Below are 21905 nucleotides of genomic sequence, written 5' to 3' on the forward strand. Positions count from 1 at the left end.
TCTTTCTAGGCGCGACACAAAGTGAATACTAGTATATCAGCTGGCTTCTAAAGGGAGCCTCCGATGCCAGCGTCTGTATCAGCTAACGGGGAGCACAACAAATGACATACTCACTCTCATCCATCATAGGCCGCACTCTAGTTGGTTCCGCTTTGATGGGCACGGCCATGTTCGCCGGACATGTCTACGCGCAGAGCTCTGCAACCATCAAGGTCGCGAGTTATTTCGCGGAAGATCATCCTCAAAACGTTGCCATTCGTGAGAAATTCAAACCGTATGTCGAGAGCCACTCCGACATGCAAGTCAAGATCTATCCGAACAGCTCGCTCGGTGATGAACGGCAATACACCAATGGGGTAAGAACCGGCAGCATCGAAATGGCAATTGCCGGAATGGGATTACAGACTGCCAAGCCGCAAATCGGCTTTCCTGAGTGGCCATTCCTTTTCGAAGATTATGACCAAGCACAGTCCATGCTTAATGGGCCTGTCGGCGAGAAGATCGACCCCTATTTTCGTGAGCTTGGTGTAGAGCCCTTGGCGTGGACGGCGAATGGGTTCCGCGTATTCTCGAGCAAGGAAAAAATCGACAGCATGGACGACTTCGATGGATTCAAGCTGAGAATGCCCAACCTGGAACTGTACGTGGAAGTGGGGCAGGCGTTAGGCGCCAACGTGCAGACCATGGGGATGTCCGAAGTCTACCCGGCGCTCGAGCAGGGAGTGATCGACGGGCAGGATAATCCTCTCGCCACGCTTTATCGCTCGGGTTGGTACGAGGTGCAGAACAATGTGCTGGAAAGCCGGCACATGTTCAGCCCCAACGTGTACCTGATGAACCAAAAGTTTTACAACAATCTGAGCGATGACGAGAAAGACGTCATCCAGGAAGCCTCTCGCCAATCCATGGAGATGGAGTGGAAACTAATGCGTGAGTCCGCCTCAGAGATCAAAAAGGAACTCGAGAAGGCTGGGTTGGAAGTGACGGAGCCGAGCCAAGAACTCCATGATGCAATGGTAGAGGCAGTGCAGCCGATCTATGACAATTTTTACAGTCAGTACGACTGGGCTGAAGACATGGTGAAGATGGTACGTGAAGGCTCCTGAGGTTCGTCATACGCATGCCATGCGAACTCCTGGAGTTCGCATGGCAAAACCGAGTAGATGAGAGGTGGTTTCATGTCGATGACGACCTTGTTCGGTTTCTTGAAAACATCCATCAGGCTGGCCATTGCCGTGGCCCTGGTGCTGATGGTGGGGTTCGTCTTTACCAATGTCGTGCTCCGCTATGCCTTCGATAGCGGGCTGACATGGTCCAGTGAGGTGGCGCGATACCTCTTCGTATGGGTCGTGTTCCTGGGCTCCATCCTCGCCGTGATGGAGCATAGCTACCTGGGCGTGGATATCCTGGTGCGCCACATTCCCGGCTGGCTTCAGAAGCTGCTTTTCCTGCTGACGACGGCCCTGACCGTGGCGGTAATGACCCTCGTGGTCAAAGGGCTTCTGGTCCTGATCGAGCTGAATGTGGGGATTACAGGGCCCGCCACCGATATTCCCATCAATAATTACTACTATGCCGGCATGATCGCTGCGATTTTGATGTCCGCGGTGATGGCGTATCAAGCGTTGAGCTTTGTTCTGACTGGTCGCAATGGCCCCTCGTGGGCATATGATCATGACCAGGAGTCCGCGTTATGATGGTCGTCGTCTTCCTTGCCGTCCTGTTCGCGTTGATGTTGATCGGCATGCCGATCGCCTTTGCCATGCTCAGTTCTGCTGTCGTGATGATGTGGACCCAGGGAATGTTCAATGTCACGACATTGGCAGAGTACTTCATTACCGGCGCCAATAGCTTTGCCTTGATGGCCATTCCCTTTTTCATCTTGACCGGCGAGATCATGAATGCCGGGGGCGTTTCCAAGCGCATCGTCGACTTTGCCTCGTCACTGGTGGGCCATGTGAAAGGCGGCCTGGGCTATGTCGCCATCGTGGCCGGTGTGATCTTTGCCGGGTTATCCGGCTCTGCCGTTGCCGACACCGCGGCGCTGGGCTCGATCCTCATTCCCATGATGGTGGCGCAAGGCTACGAGAAGAAACGCTCGACCGCCCTGGTGGCGTCCGTTGGCATCGTGGGCACCGTGATTCCCCCGAGCATCCCCTTGATTCTTTACGGGGTCGTGGGCGGCGTCTCGATTACCGGGTTGTTCATGGGCGGCATCGTGCCCGGGATCATCATGGCGATCGGCATGACGTTCACCTGGTGGCTGGTCGCGCGCAAAGCCGATACCAAGCGGCTCGAGCGTGCCAACTGGCAGGCGCGGCTTCACAGCTTCAAGCGTGCCTTCTGGGCCTTGCTGCTGCCGCTGATCATCATCGTGGGGCTGCGTGGCGGCGTGTTCACGCCGACAGAAGCGGGCGTCGTCGCCGCGGTATACGCGCTGTTGATCAGCCTCTGCTATCGAGAAATTCGCCTGACGCAGCTTTTCGAAGTGCTCACCAATACCGCCAAGACCACGGCCATCGTGATGCTGATCGCCTCGGCGGCCATTGTCACGGCGTATGCGATCACGGTAGCGCAGGTTCCCGCCCAGATCGCGGCAGGGCTCACGAGCATTACCGACAGCCCGACCCTGATGCTCTTGATCATCATGGTCATACTGCTGCTGTTCGGCTGCGTGATGGACATGACACCCGCCGTGCTGATTTTCGCGCCCGTGCTGATCCCGGTGGTCGAGCAGCTCGGTATCGACCCCATCTACTTCGGTGTGGTGATGATCATCAACCTCTCCATCGGCTTGATTACACCGCCGGTGGGCACGGTGCTCTATGTAGGGTGCAGCATCAGCCGAATCAGCATCATCGACATTTCGCGCGGCATATGGCCGATGCTGTTGATGTACGTGGCGATCCTGTTTGCACTGATTCTCTTCCCCGAGATCGTGACCTATCCCTTAAGTATTCTGCACAACGGTTGAACGATGGAGCTGACATGAAAAGAAGCATGCCGCGCAGACGGCGCTACGATCAGGCACTGAGCATCGCGGAGCTTGCCGAGATCGCACGCCGACGGCTTCCGAACTTCGTCTATGAATACATTCATGGCGGCGCCGATGACGAAGTCAGCCTGCTCAACAACCGGGCCGTCTTCAACCGCTACCGGTTCACGCCCAAGACGCTGACTGATGTCAGTCAGCGGGATCTCGGCCGAGACCTGCTGGGCCACCGGGTGAGCATGCCGGTCGTGATCGGGCCGACGGGGTTCAACGGCATGATCACCCAGGACGGAGACTCCAAATTGGCCCGCGCTGCGGCGGACCGGGGGATTCCCTTCACGCTGAGCAATGCCTCTACCGAGCCGCTGGAGGAGATCGCCAAGGTCCCCGGTGGATGGCCATGGATGCAGATCTACTTCTATCGCGACCATGACTATGTGAAGAACCTGGTCGACCGCTGTCGGGCGTCGGGCTACGACACCATCGTCGTGACCACGGACAGCGCCATCTACGGCAACCGGGAGTGGGACACGCGCAATTACGCGCGCCCCTTCGTGCTCAACTGGCGCAACAAGCTGCATGCGTTGAGCAGGCCTGGCTGGATGAAGGATGTGCTGTATCCGCATGGTGTGCCGACCTTCAAGAACCTGGGGGATCTGTTGCCGCCCGAGGATTCCTCCGTGCAGGGCGCGGCCGCCGAGATAGGCAAGCACTTGATGCCCTCCCTGAACTGGGAGGACATTCGCTGGCTGCGAGACAATTGGTCCGGCAACCTGCTGATCAAGGGCATCCTGTCGGTGGAAGAAGCCCGCACGGCGGTGGAATACGGCATCGATGGCATCGTGCTGTCCAACCACGGTGGACGCCAACTGGACAGCTCCGTCTCGCCGATGGAGATCCTCCCCGAGGTCAGGGCCGCCGTCGGCGATGCGCTCACCATCTTGCTGGATGGCGGCTTCAGACGCGGCAGCGACATTCTCAAGGCGGTGCTGCTGGGGGCGGACGCAGTGCTGCTCGGCCGCACGACCCTCTACGGGCTCGGCGCGGGCGGCCAGGCGGGCGTCGAGCATGCACTTGGCTTACTGCACAAGGAGATGGACCGCACTCTGGGGCTTCTCGGATGCAGCAACCTGCAGGAACTCGACCGCTCGTTGATACGCGATGCGTGCGCGCCGCAAACGGTTAGCCCCGCCTAGGGCGGCAGGGTAGGATGGGCGGTAACAGAGCGTAATCTGCCGCGTCAGCCAGGAGCCAAAAGCATGATGAAAGGGGTGCAGGAACGGTCGTCGAGTGATCGTGCCTATAGCGATATACGCGACAAGATCATCACCACCGTACTGAAACCCGGTGAAAGGATTCATGAAAAAGCGCTGTCGGAAGAGTTCGGCATCAGCCGCACGCCGATTCGCGAAGCCCTGATGCGACTGCGCTATGACGGCTTCGTCGATATCTTCGCCCAGCGCGGCACCTTCGTGACGCCCATCCGGCTCGATGTCATCAAGGCGGCCCACTACACGCGCTCGGTACTGGAGTGCGCCCTGATACGCGACGCCGCCACGCAATGCAGCGACCGCGATGCTCGAGATCTGTACGACAATCTCGAGCATCAGCGGCTCGTGTATCGGCAAGGGCAATACTACAAGATCGAAACCCTCGACGAAGAGCTTCATCAGAAGATTGCCGACATCGCTGGGCAACCCTCAGTCTGGCAAATCATTTACCACGTTCAGCTGCATATCAACCGAGTGCGGATGCTGTTTCTCAACGAAGAGCGCGTGCCCGCGATCGTCGAGGAACACACGCGGATCATCGACGCCATCGCCAACCGCGATCCCGACGCTGCGGAAAGCGCCATGAAAGCGCATTTGCAATACATGGACGAGAACATCCAGAAGCTGGCCGAAAGCTACTCGGAATATCTGTCTTGAGGGGGTGGGGCCTGGGCTCTCCATCGAGCGAGGGCGAACCGTAGGCCTCCCCGTTACCGTGCCTGGCTGTGTATGATGTTGCCCATAACTCAGCATCAAGCACGCGGGGAAGCACCTTGAATACGGAGAGTCATTCTCAGTTGGCCGCCTTCATCTGGTCCGTGGCGGACCTGCTACGCGGCAATTTCCGGCAATCCCAGTATGGTCGCATTATCCTGCCGTTTGCGCTGTTGCGGCGCCTGGAATGTGTGCTCGAGCCTTCCAAGGAGGCCGTGCTGACGGCGGCGCATACCCACCAGGCCAAGCCAGACCCCGTCCGCGAGAAACTGCTGCTGCGCGCGGCCGAACACCCCTTCTTCAACGCATCACCGCTGAGTCTGGGGACGCTGTCCGATACCCAAACCGCCGATGACCTGCTGAGCTATGTGCAGTCCTTCAGTCAGGACGCACGGGAAATCTTCGAGCACTTCGAGTTCGAGAACTTCGTCCAGCAGCTCGGTGCTGGCGATCTGCTCTATCAAGTAGTGCAGCGCTTTGCTGCCATGGACCTGAGCCCCCAGCGGCTTTCCCACTACGGCATGGGGCTGGTGTTCGAGGAGCTGATTCGCAAGTTCGCCGAGAGCTCCAACGACACCGCCGGGGAACACTTCACCCCGCGCGATATCGTCCACCTGACGACCTCGCTGGTGCTTACCGGGCAGGATGACAAGCTCACTCATGACGGCATCGTGAAAGTTTACGACCCGACGGCGGGGACGGGAGGCTTTCTTTCCGAAAGCGACGGGTACATGCAGCAGGTTAGCGGCGGCATGAGCGTTTCGCCGCACGGCCAGGAGCTCAACCCCGAGTCCTACGCGATCTGCAAGGCCGACATGCTGATAAAAGGGCAAGAGGTCGATCAGATCAAGCTGGGCAATACGCTCTCCAATGACCAACTGGCCGGTGAACGTTTCGATTTCATGCTCTCTAACCCTCCGTTCGGGGTGGAGTGGAAGAAGGTACAGAAGGTGATCACCGACGAGCACAAGCACAAGGGCTACGATGGTCGCTTCGGCCCCGGCTTGCCGCGTGTCTCGGATGGTTCGTTACTGTTCTTGATGCACCTGGTGAGCAAGATGCGCCCCCGCCAGGAAGGTGGCTCGCGTATCGGCATCATCTTAAACGGCTCGCCGCTGTTCACTGGCGGCGCCGGCAGCGGGGAATCCGAAATTCGTCGCTACCTACTGCAGCACGATCTGGTGGAAGCCATCGTCGCCCTGCCCACGGACATGTTCTACAACACCGGCATCGCCACCTACGTATGGATTCTCTCTAACAATAAGTCCGCCGAGCGCCGGGGCCAGTTACAACTGATCGATGCCACCGGTCGCGCCAGCAAGATGCGCAAATCGTTGGGCAGCAAGCGGCAGTTCGTTGCCGATCGAGATATCGAAGAAATCGTACGGCTCTACGGCACCTTCCAGGAAAGCGAGGAGAGCAAACTCTTCCCGATCGAGGCCTTCGGCTACCGACGCATCACCGTAGAGCGCCCGCTGCGCCTCAACTTCCAGGCCAGTCCTGAGCGCCTGGCACAGCTCGATGACGACAAGGCCATTCAGAAACTCGACGCGGGAGAGCGCGAAGCGCTCAAGGGTGCCTGCGCGACTTTCGACCCTGAGCAGGTCTATACCAACCGTGACGCCTTCACTCAGGCATTGAAAACCGCCTTGGCGGAGGTCGGATTGAAGATCGGCGCGCCAGTACAAAAAGCCATTCTCAACGCCCTCTCCGAGCGTGATCCAGAGGCGGATATCTGCCGTGACAAGAAGGGCAATCCCGAGCCCGACACTGGACTGCGTGATTTTGAAAACGTGCCGCTGGGCGAGTCGGTGTTCGACTACTTCGAGCGCGAAGTAAAGCCCCACGTCCCTGACGCCTGGATCGACGAGGAGAAGCGCGACCCGCTGGACGGCCGTATCGGCATCGTCGGCTTCGAGATTCCCTTCAACCGGCATTTCTACCAGTTCACGCCGCCGCGTCCACTGGAAGAGATCGACGCCGACCTCAAGGCCTGTACAGACCGTATCAAGCAGATGATCGAGGAGCTGTCGGCATGAGAAAGGGCGCGGCTCAGCATTGCTTTAGACAGTCATTGACAATTAAAGGGATATTCCATAGCATGCCGGGTAACACACCCGCCATGCCTCTCACTGAAGCACACTTTGGCGGGTTTTTTGTGTCCGGAGGTCGTGTATGAGCGATTTCCACAAGCCTGCACACAGCATTGATGAGCAGATCGCAACGCTATGCAGCCGTGGCCTGGCGATATCCGATGAGGCACGGGTGCGTCACTACCTGGCCAATATCAGCTACTTCCGCCTTTCAGCCTATACGCGTCCCTTCTACCAGCCAGGCCTCCAGGAGCACCGTTTTCTTGAGGGTACCTCTTTCGAGGATGTGCTGAGGCTCTATGTGTTCGATCGTGAGCTTCGTCTGCTGCTGCTTGATGCCATCGAAAGGCTGGAAGTCGCGCTACGCGCCCAGTTGACCAATACCCTGGCCGAGCACCATGGCCCTCACGGCTACCTGGATCCCGATATTTTCGACACTCGCTACAACCATGGATGGCTGTTGGAGAAGCTGGAGAACGCGGCCAAGGGGCGGGAGATCGAGACCTTCCTGGCGCACTATCGCACGAAGTACCGATCAGCCCCCAATCAGCCGCCCATCTGGATGGCCGTGGAGCTGCTGACCTTCAAGGAAGTCTCGACCTTGTTGGCCAAGCTACGGCTGCCTGATGATACTCAGCGTATCGAGCTCCATTTTGGCTGGAAGATGCGAGTGCTGCGTTCCTGGTTCCGCAGCCTGTCTGACCTACGCAACGTCTGTGCCCACCATGGCCGAGTGTGGAACCGTGAATTCGGTAGCCGCCCCGAGATGCCGAGAAAGGTTCCGGCCGGCTGGCCGAGCATCCCCGGTAGCATCGAGACGGGGTCTCATGAGCACCCCGATCAGCGTCTCGACCCTCGACGGCGCCTGTATCTCCAGCTCGTGGTGATCGAATCGCTGATGCAGGTCGTGTCGCCTAATAGCCAGTGGGCCGAGAGGTTGGTGGCACTGCTGGATCACTACCCCCAAGTCTCACGCCCGCATATGGGCTTCCCTGGGCATTGGGATACAGAACCTTTCTGGCAAGAGGCAGTAATGAACGCAAGGGAGGGGGCAAAGGCATGAGCTTCCCGAAATACCCCGAGTACAAGGACTCCGGTGTCGAGTGGCTGGGAGATGTGCCGGCGCATTGGCAAGTAAAGCGTATGCGGTTTGTGGCCACGCTTAACCCTTCCAAGTCGGAAATTCGGCACTTGCCTGACACGAGGGAAGTTAGCTTCATTCCGATGGAGGCCGTTGGCGAGGAAGGCTCTCTCGATCTCTCTCAGGCCCGCCCCCTAGGCAGTGTCATTGATGGTTACACCTACTTCAGCGAAGGTGATGTGACCTTTGCAAAAATCACCCCCTGCTTTGAAAACGGCAAGGGGGCCATCATGCGGAACCTCCGTGACGGGATTGGTTTCGGTACAACAGAGCTGACTGTTGCACGCCCAGAAACCTCCCAAGTGACCGGTGATTACCTCTACCGCGTGATCTCCTCGCGGCCGTTTAGAGAGCTGGGGGAGTCGCACATGTATGGCGCGGGCGGCCAGAAGCGCGTGCCTGACGACTTCTTGCGTAACTTTGGTTTGGCGTGGCCGCCAATCTCAGAACAGGCCCTCATCGCCCCCTTCCTCGACCACGAAACCGCCCGTATTGACGCCTTGGTGGAGGAGCAACAGCGCCTGATCGAGCTGCTCAAGGAAAAGCGTCAGGCGGTGATCTCTCATGCTGTCACCAAGGGGTTGGCCCCCGGGGTGCCTATGAAGGACTCCGGGGTGGAGTGGCTAGGGGAAGTACCTGCGCATTGGGAGATAAAGCAGCTTAAGCATGTCGTGAATCCAGCTACTTCTATTACTTACGGTATTGTGCAGGCTGGACCTGATTATGAAGGAGGTGTCCCCTACATCAAAACAAGTGACATGTCTGGCGATGAGCTGTCGCTGCATGGTTATTCGAAAACATCTCCTGATGTTGACCGCTCCTATAAGCGCTCAAAGGTGAGTCGTGGGGATGTTGTTGTTGCGATTCGGGCTACGATAGGAAAGTGCTTGAAAGTCCCAGAGGGATTGGGCGGCGCTAATTTGACTCAGGGGACCGCTAAGGTAAGTCCTGGGGAGAAAGTTTTGTCTGATTTTCTTCTTTTTTCAATGAGGTCCAACCCGACTCAGTCTTACTTTGGCGAAATGGCAAAAGGGGCGACATTCAAGGAAATTACCTTGGATTCATTAAGAAGAACCCCGATAGCACTCCCTCCTGTAGCCGAGCAAGAGGCCATTGTGACTAGGGTTGCGAACCTGATTCCGAATATTGACAGACTACTGGTCGACGCAAAGAAAGCAGTGCTGCTACTCCAAGAGCGCCGCTCCGCCCTGATATCCGCCGCTGTCACCGGCAAGATCGACGTCCGCAATTGGCAGGGCACTGCATATGATGCGTACTCCGAAGGCGAGATGTTGATGGCGGCGGAAGAGCACGCCACATACAGTTAAATAATAAGGAATTACCATGACGCAGGGGCGCAGCATTCGGTTGTTTCTGGTAGATGGCGTGCCCAACGGCCTGCTCACCGCCGAGATCATGAATTGGACCGGACATGTGCTTACCGGGCCGCGCAGCAAGCTCAGCGAGCTGGTGCAACGCCCGGAGTGCGGGCGCACTGGTATCTACTTCCTGGTAGGGCCGGATCCCGAGAACAGCCTGCGACCGCTTGTTTACATCGGCGAGAGCGATGACGTGGCCATGCGTCTAAAGCAACACAATCGCCCAGAGGAGAAGGGTGGCAAGGATTTCTGGGAGAAGGTCTGCCTGGTCACCAGCAAAGACCAGAACCTCACCAAGGCCCATGTGAAGTATCTGGAGAGCCTGTTGATCCAGAGCGCCGGTCAGGTGGGGCGCTGCAAGTTGATCAACGGTACCTCCCATGACTATATCAACCTGCCCGAGTCGGATCGTGCCGACATGGCGTTCTTCCTGGAGCAGATCCGCACCGTGTTGCCGGTGCTCGGACTCGACTTTCTGCGTGAGACCTCCCGCCCCCCGAAGGAGTCTGATGTGGCCTCGGCTGTCGAACCCGAGACATCGCCCCGTTTCACCCTAGAAGTGCCACGACACGGCATCCGCGCCATCGGGCAGGAGATTGACGGCGAGTTCTATGTTTTCAAGGGCTCCCTGGCTCGGGGCAGCTGGACCGGTACCGAACGCGGCTACCAGAGCCTCTACAACCAGCTCTGCGAGGATGGGGCGCTGATAGTAGGTAGCGAAGGTGGCCGAGTGTTCAGCGAGGACCAGAGCTTCAGCAGTCCCAGCGCTGCCGCCGCAGTGGTCTCCGGCCGCAGCGCCAATGGTCGGATCTCCTGGAAGGTGGAAGACAGCGGCCTGACTTATGGTGAGTGGCAGGATCGACAAGTGAGTGCCGCTGCGTCATCAACGGACCAGTCGTCGGACTGACATATAGTGCTACAATCCTCGTTTTTGCCCCCGCTGGCGCTGGCGAGATCACAGTTTAAAAAAATCCGTGAAAGCGGCCTTGAAGGCCGTTTTCATCACGCTATATAAACCGGTGAGAGATAACGCTTACTCTCTTTTCTCGACCGACACGCCTTCTAAATGGCCAGCGTCTCTGACGCCTCCCTGTGGATAATGCACCGTCCTAAGTAGACTTCTCCTTATGCTCTCAAACCGTTAGGCTGTTTCAAAAGATTACGCCGAGCGCAGGGAATGATATGGCGGACAGCCGGGAACACCGATTCCAGCAGGACATTATCGAGGCCATGGTGGCTGGGGGCTGGCAGGTCGGCACCGCTAGCGGCTATGACCGTGCCACGGCGCTCTACACCGAAGACGTGATCGCCTATCAGCGGGAAGCGTGGCCCGAGCGTTGGGACAAGTTCTGCAAGGCCAATCCCCGCGCGTCGGAGACGGTGCTGATTCAGAAGGTCGCCCGCGAGCTGGATCGGGCCGGCACTCTGGAAGTATTGCGTCATGGCTTCAAAGTGCCGGGCGTGAAGCTCGATTTGTGCAGCTTCCAGCCCGATCACGTCATGAACCCGGACTCGCTCGCCCGCTATCGCGCCAATCGCCTGCGCGTGGTGCCGGAGGTCTCGTACTCACCGCATGCCCGTGAGAAGGGCCAGGGCGGTCAAGCGTACAATCCGCGCTTGGATCTGGTGCTATTCGTCAACGGTATTCCTACCGCGACGTTGGAGCTCAAAAGCGCGTTCAAGCAGCCAGTGGAAAACGCCAAGCGCCAATATCGGAAGGACCGGCCGCTCAAGGACCCGGTCACGCGTAAGGTCGAGCCGCTGTTGGCCTTCAAGCGCGGGGCCTTGGTGCATTTCGCCGTCAGTCAGGATGAGGTCGCGATGACAACGCGCCTGGCCGGCGATCAGACCATGTTTCTGCCCTTCAACAAGGGCACCGAGGAAGGCGGTGCCGGCAATCCTCCGCCCACTGACGAATACCGCTACGCGACGGATTATCTCTGGCGGGACGTGCTGCAACCCAATGCCTGGTTGAAAGTCCTGGGACGTTTTCTGCATCTGGAGAAAAAGACCACCGAGGATTTCCACGGTCGCCGCCAGACCAAGGAAACGCTGATCTTCCCGCGCTATCACCAGTGGGAAGCGGTCAACCAGTTGATTCACGTCACGCGCGAGGAGGGCCCCGGTGGGCGCTATCTCGTGCAGCACAGCGCGGGGTCGGGCAAGTCCAACTCCATCGCCTGGACGGCTCACCAACTGGCCAATCTCTACGACGATGACGGCACGAAGCTGTTCAATTCGGTGATCGTCGTCACCGACCGCACCGTGCTCGACAGCCAATTGCAGAACACCATCTATCAGTTCGAGCACGCCCATGGTGTGGTGTGTCCGATTACGCGTGACACCGGCAACCAGAGCAAATCCGAACAGCTCGCCGACGCTTTGGCCAGCAATACGCGCATCATCATCGTCACCATCCAGACGTTTCCGGCGCTCTTCGATGCCCTGGACAAACGCCCCCAGCTTGCCGAGGGTCGCTACGCGGTGATCGCCGACGAGGCCCATTCCTCGCAAACCGGCAGCTCAGCCAGCAAGCTCAAAGCGCTGTTGGCCGCTGCGGGGGAAAACGTAGAAGACGATGAGGAAGTCAGTTCAGAAGCGTTGATGGATGCCGCCGTGACCGCCCGCCGCCCCAGCGAGCGCATCAGCTATTACGCGTTTACCGCTACCCCCAAGGCCAAGACGCTGGAGCTATTCGGCCGTCCGCCCGACCCGACGCTCCCCGCGAGTGACGATAACAAGCCCGAACCGTTCCACCTCTACTCCATGCGGCAGGCCATCGAGGAAGGTTTCATTCTCGATGTGCTCAAGAATTACGTTACCTACGGTACCGCGTGGAGACTGGCCCACCCGGAGGCCGATGCCCAGGAGGTGGAGTCCAAGAAGACGTCTCGAACCCTGGCACGTTGGGTGCGTCTGCATCCCTACAATATCTCGCAGCGAGTGGAGATCATCGTCGAGCATTTTCGCGCCAATGTGCGCCATCTGCTCGACGGCCAGGCCAAGGCCATGGTGGTCACCGCCAGTCGGCAGGAAGCCGTGCGCTATCAGCTAGCCATGCGCGATTACATCGCCGATAAGGGCTATAAAAACGTGCATCCGCTGGTGGCGTTCTCAGGCGCCGTCGCCCCGGATGAGGTGATTCCCGAGGAGGTCACCGAGACCAGTCAGCGACTCAACCCAGGGCTCAACGGCCGCGATCTGGCGGACGCCTTCGATACTGATAACTACAACGTCATGATCGCCGCCAACAAGTTTCAGACCGGCTTCGATCAGCCCAAGCTGTGCGCCATGTACGTGGACAAGAAGCTTCAGGGCGTGGACTGCGTACAGACTCTCTCGCGGCTCAATCGGCTATACCCTGGCAAGGAAACCTTCGTCCTCGACTTCTACAACGACGCCAAGGATATTCTCGATGCCTTCGCGCCGTATTACCGGCAGGCCGAGCTGGAGGGCGTCTCCGACCCGCAGGTGGTGTTCGACCTCAAGCGCACGCTGGACGCTGCTGGCATCTACCACTGGCAGGAAGTCGAGGCCTTCGCCAAGGCTTTCTATGACCCCAAGGCGCCGGCTTCCAGCCTCAGCTATTACTGCCAGCCCGCGCAGGACCGTTTTCAGAAGCGTTATAGCGCGCTGCTCGACCAGATCGACACCTGGACCGAGGCGCGCCAACAGGCCGAGCAAAACGACGATGAAAAAGGCCGCCTACGCGCCGAGCAGGAGCTAAAGGACGCCGGCACCTCCCTCGACGAGCTCGATCTCTTTCGCAAGAATCTCACCAGCTTCGTGCGCTCCTACGAGTTTCTCAGCCAGATCATCACCTTCGACGATCTGGAACTGGAACAACTGTGCGTTTACGCCAAGCACCTCCAGCCTCTACTGCGGAGTGAGCGACTGACGGACGAAGACCCGGTCGATGTCAGTGAACTGGAACTGACCCACTACCGCATGACCAAGCGCGCCGAACAACAACTGAAGCTGGAAGTCGCCGAGGGGAAGCCGCTCAAACCCGGCACCGACGTTGGCTCCGGCAAGCCCCACGACCCCGAGAAACAACGCCTCGCCGAGATCATCGACCGCCTCAACGACCTCTATGGGTCTGAAGTCAGCGACGACGACAAGCTGCACTTCGCCAATGGCATCGCCGACCGCATCGAACGCGACGAAGCGGTAATGGACCAGGTGCGCAGCCATAGCGAAGGCCAAGTGATGCACGGATTATTCCCGAAGAAAGTCACCGACGCCGTGCTCGACGCCATGAACGATCACGAAAAGCTCAGCATGCCGCTGCTGGAGGATGAGGAGACAGGAAGGCAGTTTGCGCTGTTGATCCTCAAGCTTCTGGCGGGGAGATCGGGACGAAATGAGCAGCCAAATAAATGAGTTGTCGAATTGCCGGATAGTAAAGGCGTGGGTTAAAGAGTGGCTGCCCCAATTCACAGTGGCATTTTTATTGCGTGTATTTGCAATAAGAATGGCTTCAAGTTGTTTGTGCGCTGGAGCGGATGACAATAATTCATGGAAAGAAAAGTTTGAGTTTATTAAGAAAGAGGGGAAGTTAAAATAGACAATGTGGAGGGGGAGGTGAGTTTAGCCTGGAGATTCGTAGGGAAAGTAAGGAGGGTATTTTGACTAGGATACAAGCTTTTAATGAGTCAACTCTAGCAAGGCACTTCACGAAAGAAGATTTTTACAACGATGAGTTTCTTTTGGATGACGAATACAGGAGAGGTGTCGTTGAAAAAGCGGTTCAGCAAGCAGATGCTTTGTTTCCAGATGGTGTTTTATATAATAGCTTCCAGATAGGAAAGAAAAAGAGTTTTTCTATATGGGATCTATCTCAAAAACTAGTATTTAGGACTTGTGCCTCTCACCTAAGAAAGTCATTTAGGCAACAGAATAAGTCAAGGTCGCAGATAGCAAGAGAAATTAGAGTTTTCTTGCTTGATGGAACTCCTTATAATATATATCGTCTTGATATAAAGTCTTTTTTTGAGAGTATCGACGGAAAAGAGTTGAAAAGCTGTGTTGGTAACTTGAAAGGGTTGTCAATGCATACGAGAAATATTCTTGACAAGAAGATGAGGTTTTTTAGAGGTGAAGAAGAAGTTAGTGTCCCGAGAGGAGTCGAAACGAGCGCTGTTCTTTCTGAGATATATCTCACTAACTTTGACAGGTATGTTTTGTCACGAAGAGAGGTTTTCTTTTACTCAAGATTTGTCGACGATTTGTTAATAATAACTTCCAGTAGTGTCGATGAGAAGGGTTTTGTGGATGAATTGAAAAATGCTCTTCCCAAAGGGCTTCTCTTCAATCACGAAAAAGAGGAGGTGATAAAAGTTGGGAAAAGGAAGAAGGCAGGTAGTTTACACAATGATAAAATAGTAGGTGTTTTTGATTATTTGGGTTTTAGGTTTTCTATTTTAGACTCAGTTTTACCGCTGGTCAAGAATGGTGACCAAGAAGAAGAGAATTCTAGAGAAGCAACTTCAAGCTTTAGAGTTGTAAATGTTGATATTTCGCCTAGAAAAGTAAAGCGGATCAAGGAGAAGCTATGTAAAGCCTTTTTTTCTTTTGGTAAAACAGGAGATTATAGTTTACTAAAAGATAGAGTCAGGTTCTTAACAACAAACAGGAATTTTGTTAAAAAAGATAAGTCTACTGTTATACCGGTAGGTATTTATTATAACAGCTCTGCTTGTGATTTTCCGTCAAAGCAGCTTTCTCATCTTGATGATTTTTTAAGGCACTTGGCTTTTGGTAGTTCTAGTAGGTTGTCTAAGGTTTATTCTTCAAAGCTAAATAACGAGCGTAGAAAAGAGATTGTTCAGTTTAGCTTTTCTTATGGTTTCGAGAATAGAGTTCATAAAAGATTTAGCTTTAATCGTCTCTCAAAGATAGTTGAGGTGTGGAGATGAGTAAGTCAAGGAAGATAAAGCTAGATAAAAAGGACTATATGAGGGCAGTTTTAACTGATACTTCACCATCAGATGTCCCCATTATTTTTTCTAACGATGGTTTGTATATCAATCACCATAAGGCCATGAAAAATAAATATAACGGTTTTGATGTAGTCGGTTCATTATATGCTAGCTTGGTTTCGCCCTCCCATAAGGATGGGTTGAATTCCAAGGATAAGTTTAAGGAGCAAAATCAACAAAGTTATCCTATGAAGTATAAAATAATAAAAAATGAGACTAGTCTGAGAACGCTTTCTCTGATCCATCCAAGGTCTCAGAAAAATTACTGCATGATATATAAAGATTATGCTGATGCGATAACATATTTATGTGGTGTTGGATCATTTTCCATAAGGAGACCTGTAAAGGTTGGGAGTTCATTCTATGATGTGGATGATAAGTCCATAAATAAGTATAAAGAAGTAAATATTGAAACGATCGAAGAAGACTTGAAAAGAAAGCATGCTTCTTCATTTTTTAGCTATGGTGGCTTTGATCGCCTTTACAAGTTCTTTAATTCTACAAGATATTTTGATCTTGAGAAACGTTTTCCACAGATGTGGGTTGTTGATGTTGCGAACTGCTTTGATACCATCTACACACATACCATTTCATGGGCTGTTAAGAATAAGGGTTTTGTTAAAAGCTATGTGAGATATGGCAACCAGTTTTGCCAAAGAATTGATACTGTAATGCAAAGAAGTAACAATAATGAAACAAATGGGGTGCCTGTCGGAGCAGAGTTTAGTCGTGTGTTTTCAGAGATCTTATTTCAAGATATAGATCTCAATATAGAAAAAGATTTGGAAGACAAAAAAGAGATTTTTTTGGGGAGTGATTATGAGGTTGTTAGGTATGTTGATGATTATTTGATATTTGCTAAGAATAAGAATATTGCAAAAAAGGTGTATGATGCAATAGAAGATAATTTGTCAGATTACAATCTTTATTTGAGTGAGTCAAAGACAGAGAAGATCTGTCGTCCTTTTTTTACTTACAAGTCTAGAGTGGTCGTTGGGGTGAATGATGCTATTGCAGGCTTGGAAGATACCCTTTTCTATAAGAAAGAGAGTCACGGAAAGAGTTTGGTTGTACCTAGCAAGATAAGTCGAGCAGATAAGTTTGAGCAGTATTTTATAAACAAAATAAAGGTAATTATGGGGAATGAGGGGGTGGGTTACTCTGAGGTGTCTCCTTATGTTGTGGGAGTGTTATATAAACGCGTTCTGCTTTTGGTGGAAAGTTATGGTCGATACACGAAGGAAGAGAAGAAAGATCACGAATTAAGTATAAAGGTAAGAGATGCGTTTATTATTATAATGAGGTTGGTGTTCTTTTTTTACAGCGTCAGTCCATCAGTTTCAGCTTCAGAAAAAGTCGCCAAATCAATTGTTGTGATTGATCAGTTTTTGCAAGAAAATTTAGAAAAGCATTTGTCAGCCTATAGGTCCGTAATTATGGCAAATGTTGAGAGGCTAAAATTTGATAGAGAAAAAAATGACGACCGTAATGGCTATATTTCGCTTGAAAGGCTAAATATTGTAATAGCAACAAGTGAGTTTGGTGAGAACTTTGCGATACCTAAGTCATTACTGTCTTTTAGTGGTGCAGATCCTGAAGACGTTACTTATTTCGATATAATATGCCTCCTTTATTGTTATCGGGATTATGCTGTTTTTGATGATGATCGGAAGAAGGTTGTTGCTTTTGCAGCCGATAGGCTGGATAGGAAGGGATTTGACCTTTTAAAAGACTCAGAGTCTGTCCATATTTTTCTAGACTTGATTTGCTGCCCGTTCGTGGAGAAAGATGTAAAGAAAGAGCTTTTGAAAAAATATATGTCAAGATATGAAAAGAGCTTAGATGTTGCATCTATTGATTTCGACGAGGTGTTTGACCAGCTGTCACAAACGTATTGGTTTGTGAAGTGGAAAGGACTTGACTTGATAAAAGCCTTGGAAAGGAAAGAATTGAAAAGGCCATACTGATGTGCTACCTTAAGTGAGTGGCAGATGGCTCAGATTGCTTTATTTGCGTTTAGCGCAAATGTTTTCGCTTCGCTCAGGAAATAAATCGCAAGTTTGTTGCTTGGGTGAAGTTGAGGAGTTGCAAGTTATATGCTTGTAAGTCCACACACCTGATGCTGAGGCTGTCTGCCACACTATCTCTCTTGAAAGCTATAGAAATGTATCCCCCTCTTGCCTTGAAGATCCGCTGGAACGGTGTCTACTTGCTGTCGACGCCGTAGACACCTGAAGGTCGGTAGAGGCGGTAAGCGACTCTGCGATGTTCTGATATCACAGGCGTTAGCGAACATTGGTACGCGTTGAGTCCAACCCATAATCCCTTGGTCGCAGTTACAAGGCCGGCTGGCCGACCACCCTCGAAGTGCTTCCGTGCTTCCGTGCTTCCGTGCTTCCGTGCTTCCGTGCTTCCACTGCCCAAGTTGAGCCGCGGATGGTGGCCCTACGTAATGAGCTCGCTAATAGACAACGTCACTTCCAAAACTTGACCCGAATCAACTCCTTTTCCCTGGCCCTTTTCTATACTCAGTCAAAGTGCCTGCCGAGTCGCGGTGGGCGTGACCCGTGGAGGTCGACATGAAAGCGCTTGTCTATGAGGGAGTGGGACAGCGGGCCTGGAAGGAGAAGGAGCGGCCCGCAATTGAGCAACCCACGGATGCCATCGTGCGGGTGACGCATACCACCATTTGCGGCACCGACCTGCACATCCTCAAGGGCGATGTACCGGCGGTGACGCCGGGGCGCACCCTGGGCCATGAAGGCATCGGGGTGATCGAGGAGGTCGGCGGGGGCGTCAGCGGCCTCGCGGTCGGCGATCAGGTGCTGATCTCGTGCATCACGTCGTGCGGGCACTGCGATTACTGCAAGCAGGGTATGTACGCGCATTGTCGCGATGGCGGGTGGATTCTCGGTCACAAGATCGATGGCACCCAGGCCGAGGTCGTGCGCATTCCGCATGCCGCCAACAGCCTGTACCGGTTGCCGCCGGGGCTGGAGCCTGCCGCGGCTCTGATGCTGAGCGACATCCTGCCCACCGGCCACGAGATCGGCGCATTGAACGGCGAGGTCAGGCTAGGGGATACCGTCGCCATCGTCGGCGCGGGGCCCATCGGGCTGGCCGCTTTGTTGACGTCACGTTTCTATTCGCCTGCGCGCATCATCATGGTCGACCCTGACGAGAACCGCCTGGCCGTGGCGCGTGAATTGGGCGCGACCGATTCCGTCAGTGCCGATCCGGTAGAGACGATCATGTCGCTCACCGACGGTGAGGGCGTCGACGTGGCCATGGAGGCGGTGGGCATCCCCGAGTCGTTCGATACCTGCCAGCGCATCCTGCGTCCGGGCGGGCGGCTTGCCAACATCGGCGTGCATGGCCGCAGCGTCGAATTGCGCCTCGAGGAGCTGTGGATCAAGAACGTCACGGTCCGTACCGGGTTGGTGAACACCAATACCATTCCCGTGCTCATGCGCTTCCTCGAGGCCGGCGGCATCGATGCCGAAAGCCTGATCACCCATCGTTTCGCGCTGGACGAGATCGAAAAGGCGTACGAGGTGTTCTCGCGTGCCGCTTCGGAAAAGGCCATCAAGATGCTGCTGACCGCCTGATGGCCGCCGCTCGCTGAACGGACCGGAGAGGCCCGATGTCGATTCGCAATCTGGATGCGTTGTTCGCCCCGGCCACGATCGCCCTGATCGGGGCGAGCAACCGGCCGGGCTCGGTAGGGGCGGTGCTGGCGCGCAATCTGCTGGAGGCCGGTTTCGCGGGGCCCATTCTGACCGTGAACCCGCACGCGCGGGCCATCCGCTCGACCCTCAACTACCACAGCATCGCCGAGCTGCCGCTGGCCCCGGATCTGGCGATCATCGCCACGCCGGCGGAGAGCGTGCCGGAGCTGATCCGCGAGCTTGGCGAGCGTGGCTGCCGCGCGGCGGTGGTGATCTCGGCGGGCTTCGGCGAGGGCGCGCGCCCCGAGGGCATGGCGCTCAAGCAGGTGATGCTCGATGCCGCCAAGCCTTATCTGATGCGCATCGTCGGGCCCAATTGCCTGGGGATCCTGGCGCCGCACATGGGCATCAACGCCAGTTTCGCGCATCTCACGCCTGCCAAGGGCGATGTCGCCTTCGTGACCCAGTCCGGCGCGGTGGCGACGTCCATTCTCGACTGGGCCTCGGCGCGCGGCATCGGTTTTTCGCACGTCGTCTCGCTGGGGGCGATGAGCGATGTCGATTTCGGCGACATGCTCGACTACCTGGCCCTGGACCCCAAGACCCGCTCGATCCTGCTCTACGTCGAGGCGGTGACCGAGGTGCGCAAGTTTCTCTCGGCGGCGCGCATGGCCTCGCGCAACAAGCCGGTGGTGGTGGTCAAGGCCGGCCGCAGCGCGGCGGGAGCCAAGGCGGCGCTATCTCATACGGGGGCGCTGGCCGGAGCGGATGCCGTCTACGACGCGGCGTTTAGGCGTGCGGGAATGCTGCGGGTGGCGACGCTGGACGAGCTGTTCCAGGCTGCGGGTACGTTGGCCACCGGCATCCGTGTGAAGAGCAGCCGGCTGGCGATCCTCACCAATGGCGGCGGCATCGGCGTGCTGGCGGTGGATGCGCTGGCCGCCGTGAACGGGCACCTAGCCGAACTCGCCGAGACGACGCGGGTGCGGCTGAACGGGGCGCTGCCCGAGGCGTGGTCGCATGCCAATCCCGTGGACATTCTGGGCGATGCGCCGGGGAGGCGCTACGCGCTCGCCCTCGAGGCCCTGCTCGATGAGCGCGGCGCGGATGCGATTCTGGTCATGAACTGCCCGGCGGCGGTCGCCGATAGCCTGGACGCGGCCCGAGCGGTGGTCGAGACGCTCGGCACGCGGCAGGCGGCGGTGCTGACCTGCTGGCTGGGCGAGGGCGCGCCCGACGAGGCGCGGCATCTGTTCGCCGCGCAGCGCCTGCCCACCTACGAGGCGCCTGAGCAGGCCATCCGGGCCTTCTCGCACCTGTTCAGCTATCGCCGCAATCAGCAGGCACTGATGGAAACGCCCCCGGCGCTGGCCGAGGCCGTCATCCTCGACTCCGCCAAGGCGGAGGCGGTCATCGACGGCGTGATCGCGGCGGGGCGGCGCGTGCTGACCGAGCCGGAGGCGGTGGCGGTGCTCGCGGCCTATGACATCCCCACGGTGCCCGCCATCGTGGCGCGGACCCCGGCGGAGGCCAGCCAGGTGGCGCAGCGGCTGGGTTTTCCGGTAGTGCTGAAGATCCTCTCGCCGGATATTTCGCATAAATCGGATGTCGGTGGGGTGCAGTTGAATCTGGCCTCGCCCGGCGCCGTGACGCAGGCCGCCGAGGACATGCTTGCGGCGGTGCGGCGTGCCCAGCCAGAGGCCCGCGTGGAGGGCTTCAACGTACAGCCGATGATTCGACGGCCGGGCGCGCATGAGTTGATCGTGGGCGTCGCCGAAGACAGCCTCTTCGGGCCGGTGATCGTGTTCGGCCAGGGCGGCACGGCGGTCGAGGTCATCGGCGACCGGGTGGTGGGGCTGCCGCCGCTCAATCCACTGCTGGCGCGGGACATGATCGCCTCGACGCGCGTGGCGCGGTTGTTGCGCGGCTATCGGGACCGCCCGGCGGCCGATCTCGAGGCAGTGACGTCGACGCTCATCAAGGTCTCGCAACTGGTCAGCGACCTGGCGCGCGTGGTCGAGCTCGACATCAATCCGCTGCTGACGGATGCCGACGGGGTGATCGCCCTGGATGCGCGCATTGTGGTCCGCGCCGAGGGTGATCAGCGAAAACCCTTGGCGATTCGGCCGTATCCGCAGCAGCTAGAGGAAGAAATAGAAACGCGGGCCGGGCAGCGCTACGGCCTGCGGCCCATTCGCCCCGAGGACGAGGGCGCGCTGGTCGAGATGCTGCGCCATTCCTCGCCCGAGGATGTGCGGCTGCGTTTCTTCGCGGCCATCAAGCCTTTCGATCATGCCTTCGCCGCGCGCCTGACGCAGATCGACTACGACCGCGAGATGGCCTTCGTGGCGACCGCGCCGGGGGAGTCGGCCATCGTCGGCGTGGTGCGGCTTTCCGCCGATCCCGACAAGGAAAAGGCCGAGTTCGCGATCATGGTGCGTAGTGACATGAAGGGCACCGGCCTCGGTTATCGGCTGATGGAGCAGATTATCGGCTACGCCCGCGAGAGCGGCATCCGTCAGATCTTCGCCGACGTGCTGCGAGAAAACCACGCCATGCGGCAAATGGCGGCGGAACTGGGCTTCGTGACGCAGCCCGCCGGCGACACCGTGGATACCGTGACGCTGAGTCTCGATCTGACACGACCCGCGCCGTAACGATCCGAT

At 56.3% G+C, this 21905-nt stretch carries 14 protein-coding genes; all 14 read left to right on the forward strand.

Features of this window, described 5'->3' with window-relative positions:
- The first annotated feature begins 101 nt into the window (after positions 1 to 101).
- The 14 genes from RVY79_RS10520 (at position 102) to RVY79_RS10585 (ending at position 21896) form a co-directional block, all read left to right on the forward strand.
- A complete protein-coding gene (locus RVY79_RS10520; protein WP_317464086.1) occupies positions 102 to 1106 on the forward strand; it encodes a TRAP transporter substrate-binding protein in 1005 nt (334 codons plus the stop codon).
- Positions 1107 to 1178: 72 nt separating this feature from the next.
- Positions 1179 to 1697 carry a TRAP transporter small permease gene (locus RVY79_RS10525; protein ID WP_317464087.1) on the forward strand — a complete coding sequence of 173 codons (519 nt, stop codon included), beginning with the start codon at positions 1179 to 1181 and terminating at the stop codon, positions 1695 to 1697.
- Positions 1694 to 2974: a TRAP transporter large permease gene (locus RVY79_RS10530; RefSeq protein ID WP_317464088.1), complete on the forward strand. Its 1281-nt coding sequence runs from the start codon at positions 1694 to 1696 to the stop codon at positions 2972 to 2974. Before RVY79_RS10525 ends, RVY79_RS10530 begins: the two co-directional genes overlap by 4 nt.
- Positions 2975 to 3000: 26 nt before the next feature.
- Positions 3001 to 4188: an alpha-hydroxy acid oxidase gene (locus RVY79_RS10535; protein ID WP_317464089.1), complete on the forward strand. Its 1188-nt coding sequence runs from the start codon at positions 3001 to 3003 to the stop codon at positions 4186 to 4188.
- Positions 4189 to 4251: 63 nt separating this feature from the next.
- A complete protein-coding gene (locus RVY79_RS10540; protein WP_317464090.1) occupies positions 4252 to 4920 on the forward strand; it encodes a GntR family transcriptional regulator in 669 nt (222 codons plus the stop codon).
- Positions 4921 to 5036: 116 nt separating this feature from the next.
- Positions 5037 to 7016 (forward strand): class I SAM-dependent DNA methyltransferase, encoded by a 1980-nt coding sequence (locus RVY79_RS10545; RefSeq protein ID WP_317464091.1) that lies wholly within the window; start codon positions 5037 to 5039, stop codon positions 7014 to 7016.
- A 136-nt stretch (positions 7017 to 7152) separates the two neighbouring features.
- The gene (locus RVY79_RS10550; RefSeq protein WP_317464092.1) at positions 7153 to 8133 is read left to right on the forward strand and encodes an Abi family protein; all 981 of its coding nucleotides are present in this window, start codon (positions 7153 to 7155) and stop codon (positions 8131 to 8133) included.
- On the forward strand, positions 8130 to 9539 hold the full coding sequence (locus tag RVY79_RS10555; RefSeq protein ID WP_317464093.1) for a restriction endonuclease subunit S: 1410 nt from the start codon (positions 8130 to 8132) through the stop codon (positions 9537 to 9539). Before RVY79_RS10550 ends, RVY79_RS10555 begins: the two co-directional genes overlap by 4 nt.
- A gap of 16 nt (positions 9540 to 9555) precedes the next feature.
- Positions 9556 to 10497 carry a GIY-YIG nuclease family protein gene (locus RVY79_RS10560; protein WP_317464094.1) on the forward strand — a complete coding sequence of 314 codons (942 nt, stop codon included), beginning with the start codon at positions 9556 to 9558 and terminating at the stop codon, positions 10495 to 10497.
- 275 nt (positions 10498 to 10772) lie between these two features.
- Complete coding sequence (locus RVY79_RS10565; RefSeq protein ID WP_317464095.1) at positions 10773 to 13973, forward strand: type I restriction endonuclease subunit R; 3201 nt, start codon at positions 10773 to 10775, stop codon at positions 13971 to 13973.
- Positions 13974 to 14218: 245 nt separating this feature from the next.
- Complete coding sequence (gene drt3a / locus RVY79_RS10570; protein WP_317464096.1) at positions 14219 to 15508, forward strand: antiviral reverse transcriptase Drt3a; 1290 nt, start codon at positions 14219 to 14221, stop codon at positions 15506 to 15508.
- Entirely contained in the window at positions 15505 to 17538 is a 2034-nt protein-coding gene (drt3b, locus tag RVY79_RS10575) for an antiviral reverse transcriptase Drt3b (RefSeq protein ID WP_317464097.1), read from the forward strand. Before drt3a ends, drt3b begins: the two co-directional genes overlap by 4 nt.
- 612 nt (positions 17539 to 18150) lie before the next feature.
- A complete protein-coding gene (locus RVY79_RS10580) occupies positions 18151 to 19179 on the forward strand; it encodes a zinc-dependent alcohol dehydrogenase family protein (RefSeq protein WP_317464098.1) in 1029 nt (342 codons plus the stop codon).
- Between the two features lie 35 nt (positions 19180 to 19214).
- Complete coding sequence (locus tag RVY79_RS10585; RefSeq protein WP_317464099.1) at positions 19215 to 21896, forward strand: bifunctional acetate--CoA ligase family protein/GNAT family N-acetyltransferase; 2682 nt, start codon at positions 19215 to 19217, stop codon at positions 21894 to 21896.
- The last annotated feature ends 9 nt before the right edge of the window (positions 21897 to 21905 follow it).

Source organism: Chromohalobacter sp. HP20-39, from assembly GCF_033052815.1.
Taxonomy (GTDB): Bacteria; Pseudomonadota; Gammaproteobacteria; order Pseudomonadales; family Halomonadaceae; genus Chromohalobacter.

Excerpts from the sequence above, each read along its gene's own strand:
- RVY79_RS10520 (WP_317464086.1), top strand. The coding sequence starts at position 102 with ATGACATACTCACTCTCATCCATCATAGGCCGCACTCTAGTTGGTTCC.
- RVY79_RS10525 (WP_317464087.1), top strand. The coding sequence starts at position 1,179 with ATGTCGATGACGACCTTGTTCGGTTTCTTGAAAACATCCATCAGGCTG.
- RVY79_RS10530 (WP_317464088.1), top strand. The coding sequence starts at position 1,694 with ATGATGGTCGTCGTCTTCCTTGCCGTCCTGTTCGCGTTGATGTTGATC.
- RVY79_RS10535 (WP_317464089.1), top strand. The coding sequence starts at position 3,001 with ATGCCGCGCAGACGGCGCTACGATCAGGCACTGAGCATCGCGGAGCTT.
- RVY79_RS10540 (WP_317464090.1), top strand. The coding sequence starts at position 4,252 with ATGATGAAAGGGGTGCAGGAACGGTCGTCGAGTGATCGTGCCTATAGC.
- RVY79_RS10550 (WP_317464092.1), top strand. The coding sequence starts at position 7,153 with ATGAGCGATTTCCACAAGCCTGCACACAGCATTGATGAGCAGATCGCA.
- RVY79_RS10555 (WP_317464093.1), top strand. The coding sequence starts at position 8,130 with ATGAGCTTCCCGAAATACCCCGAGTACAAGGACTCCGGTGTCGAGTGG.
- RVY79_RS10560 (WP_317464094.1), top strand. The coding sequence starts at position 9,556 with ATGACGCAGGGGCGCAGCATTCGGTTGTTTCTGGTAGATGGCGTGCCC.
- RVY79_RS10565 (WP_317464095.1), top strand. The coding sequence starts at position 10,773 with ATGGCGGACAGCCGGGAACACCGATTCCAGCAGGACATTATCGAGGCC.
- drt3b (WP_317464097.1), top strand. The coding sequence starts at position 15,505 with ATGAGTAAGTCAAGGAAGATAAAGCTAGATAAAAAGGACTATATGAGG.
- RVY79_RS10580 (WP_317464098.1), top strand. The coding sequence starts at position 18,151 with ATGAAAGCGCTTGTCTATGAGGGAGTGGGACAGCGGGCCTGGAAGGAG.
- RVY79_RS10585 (WP_317464099.1), top strand. The coding sequence starts at position 19,215 with ATGTCGATTCGCAATCTGGATGCGTTGTTCGCCCCGGCCACGATCGCC.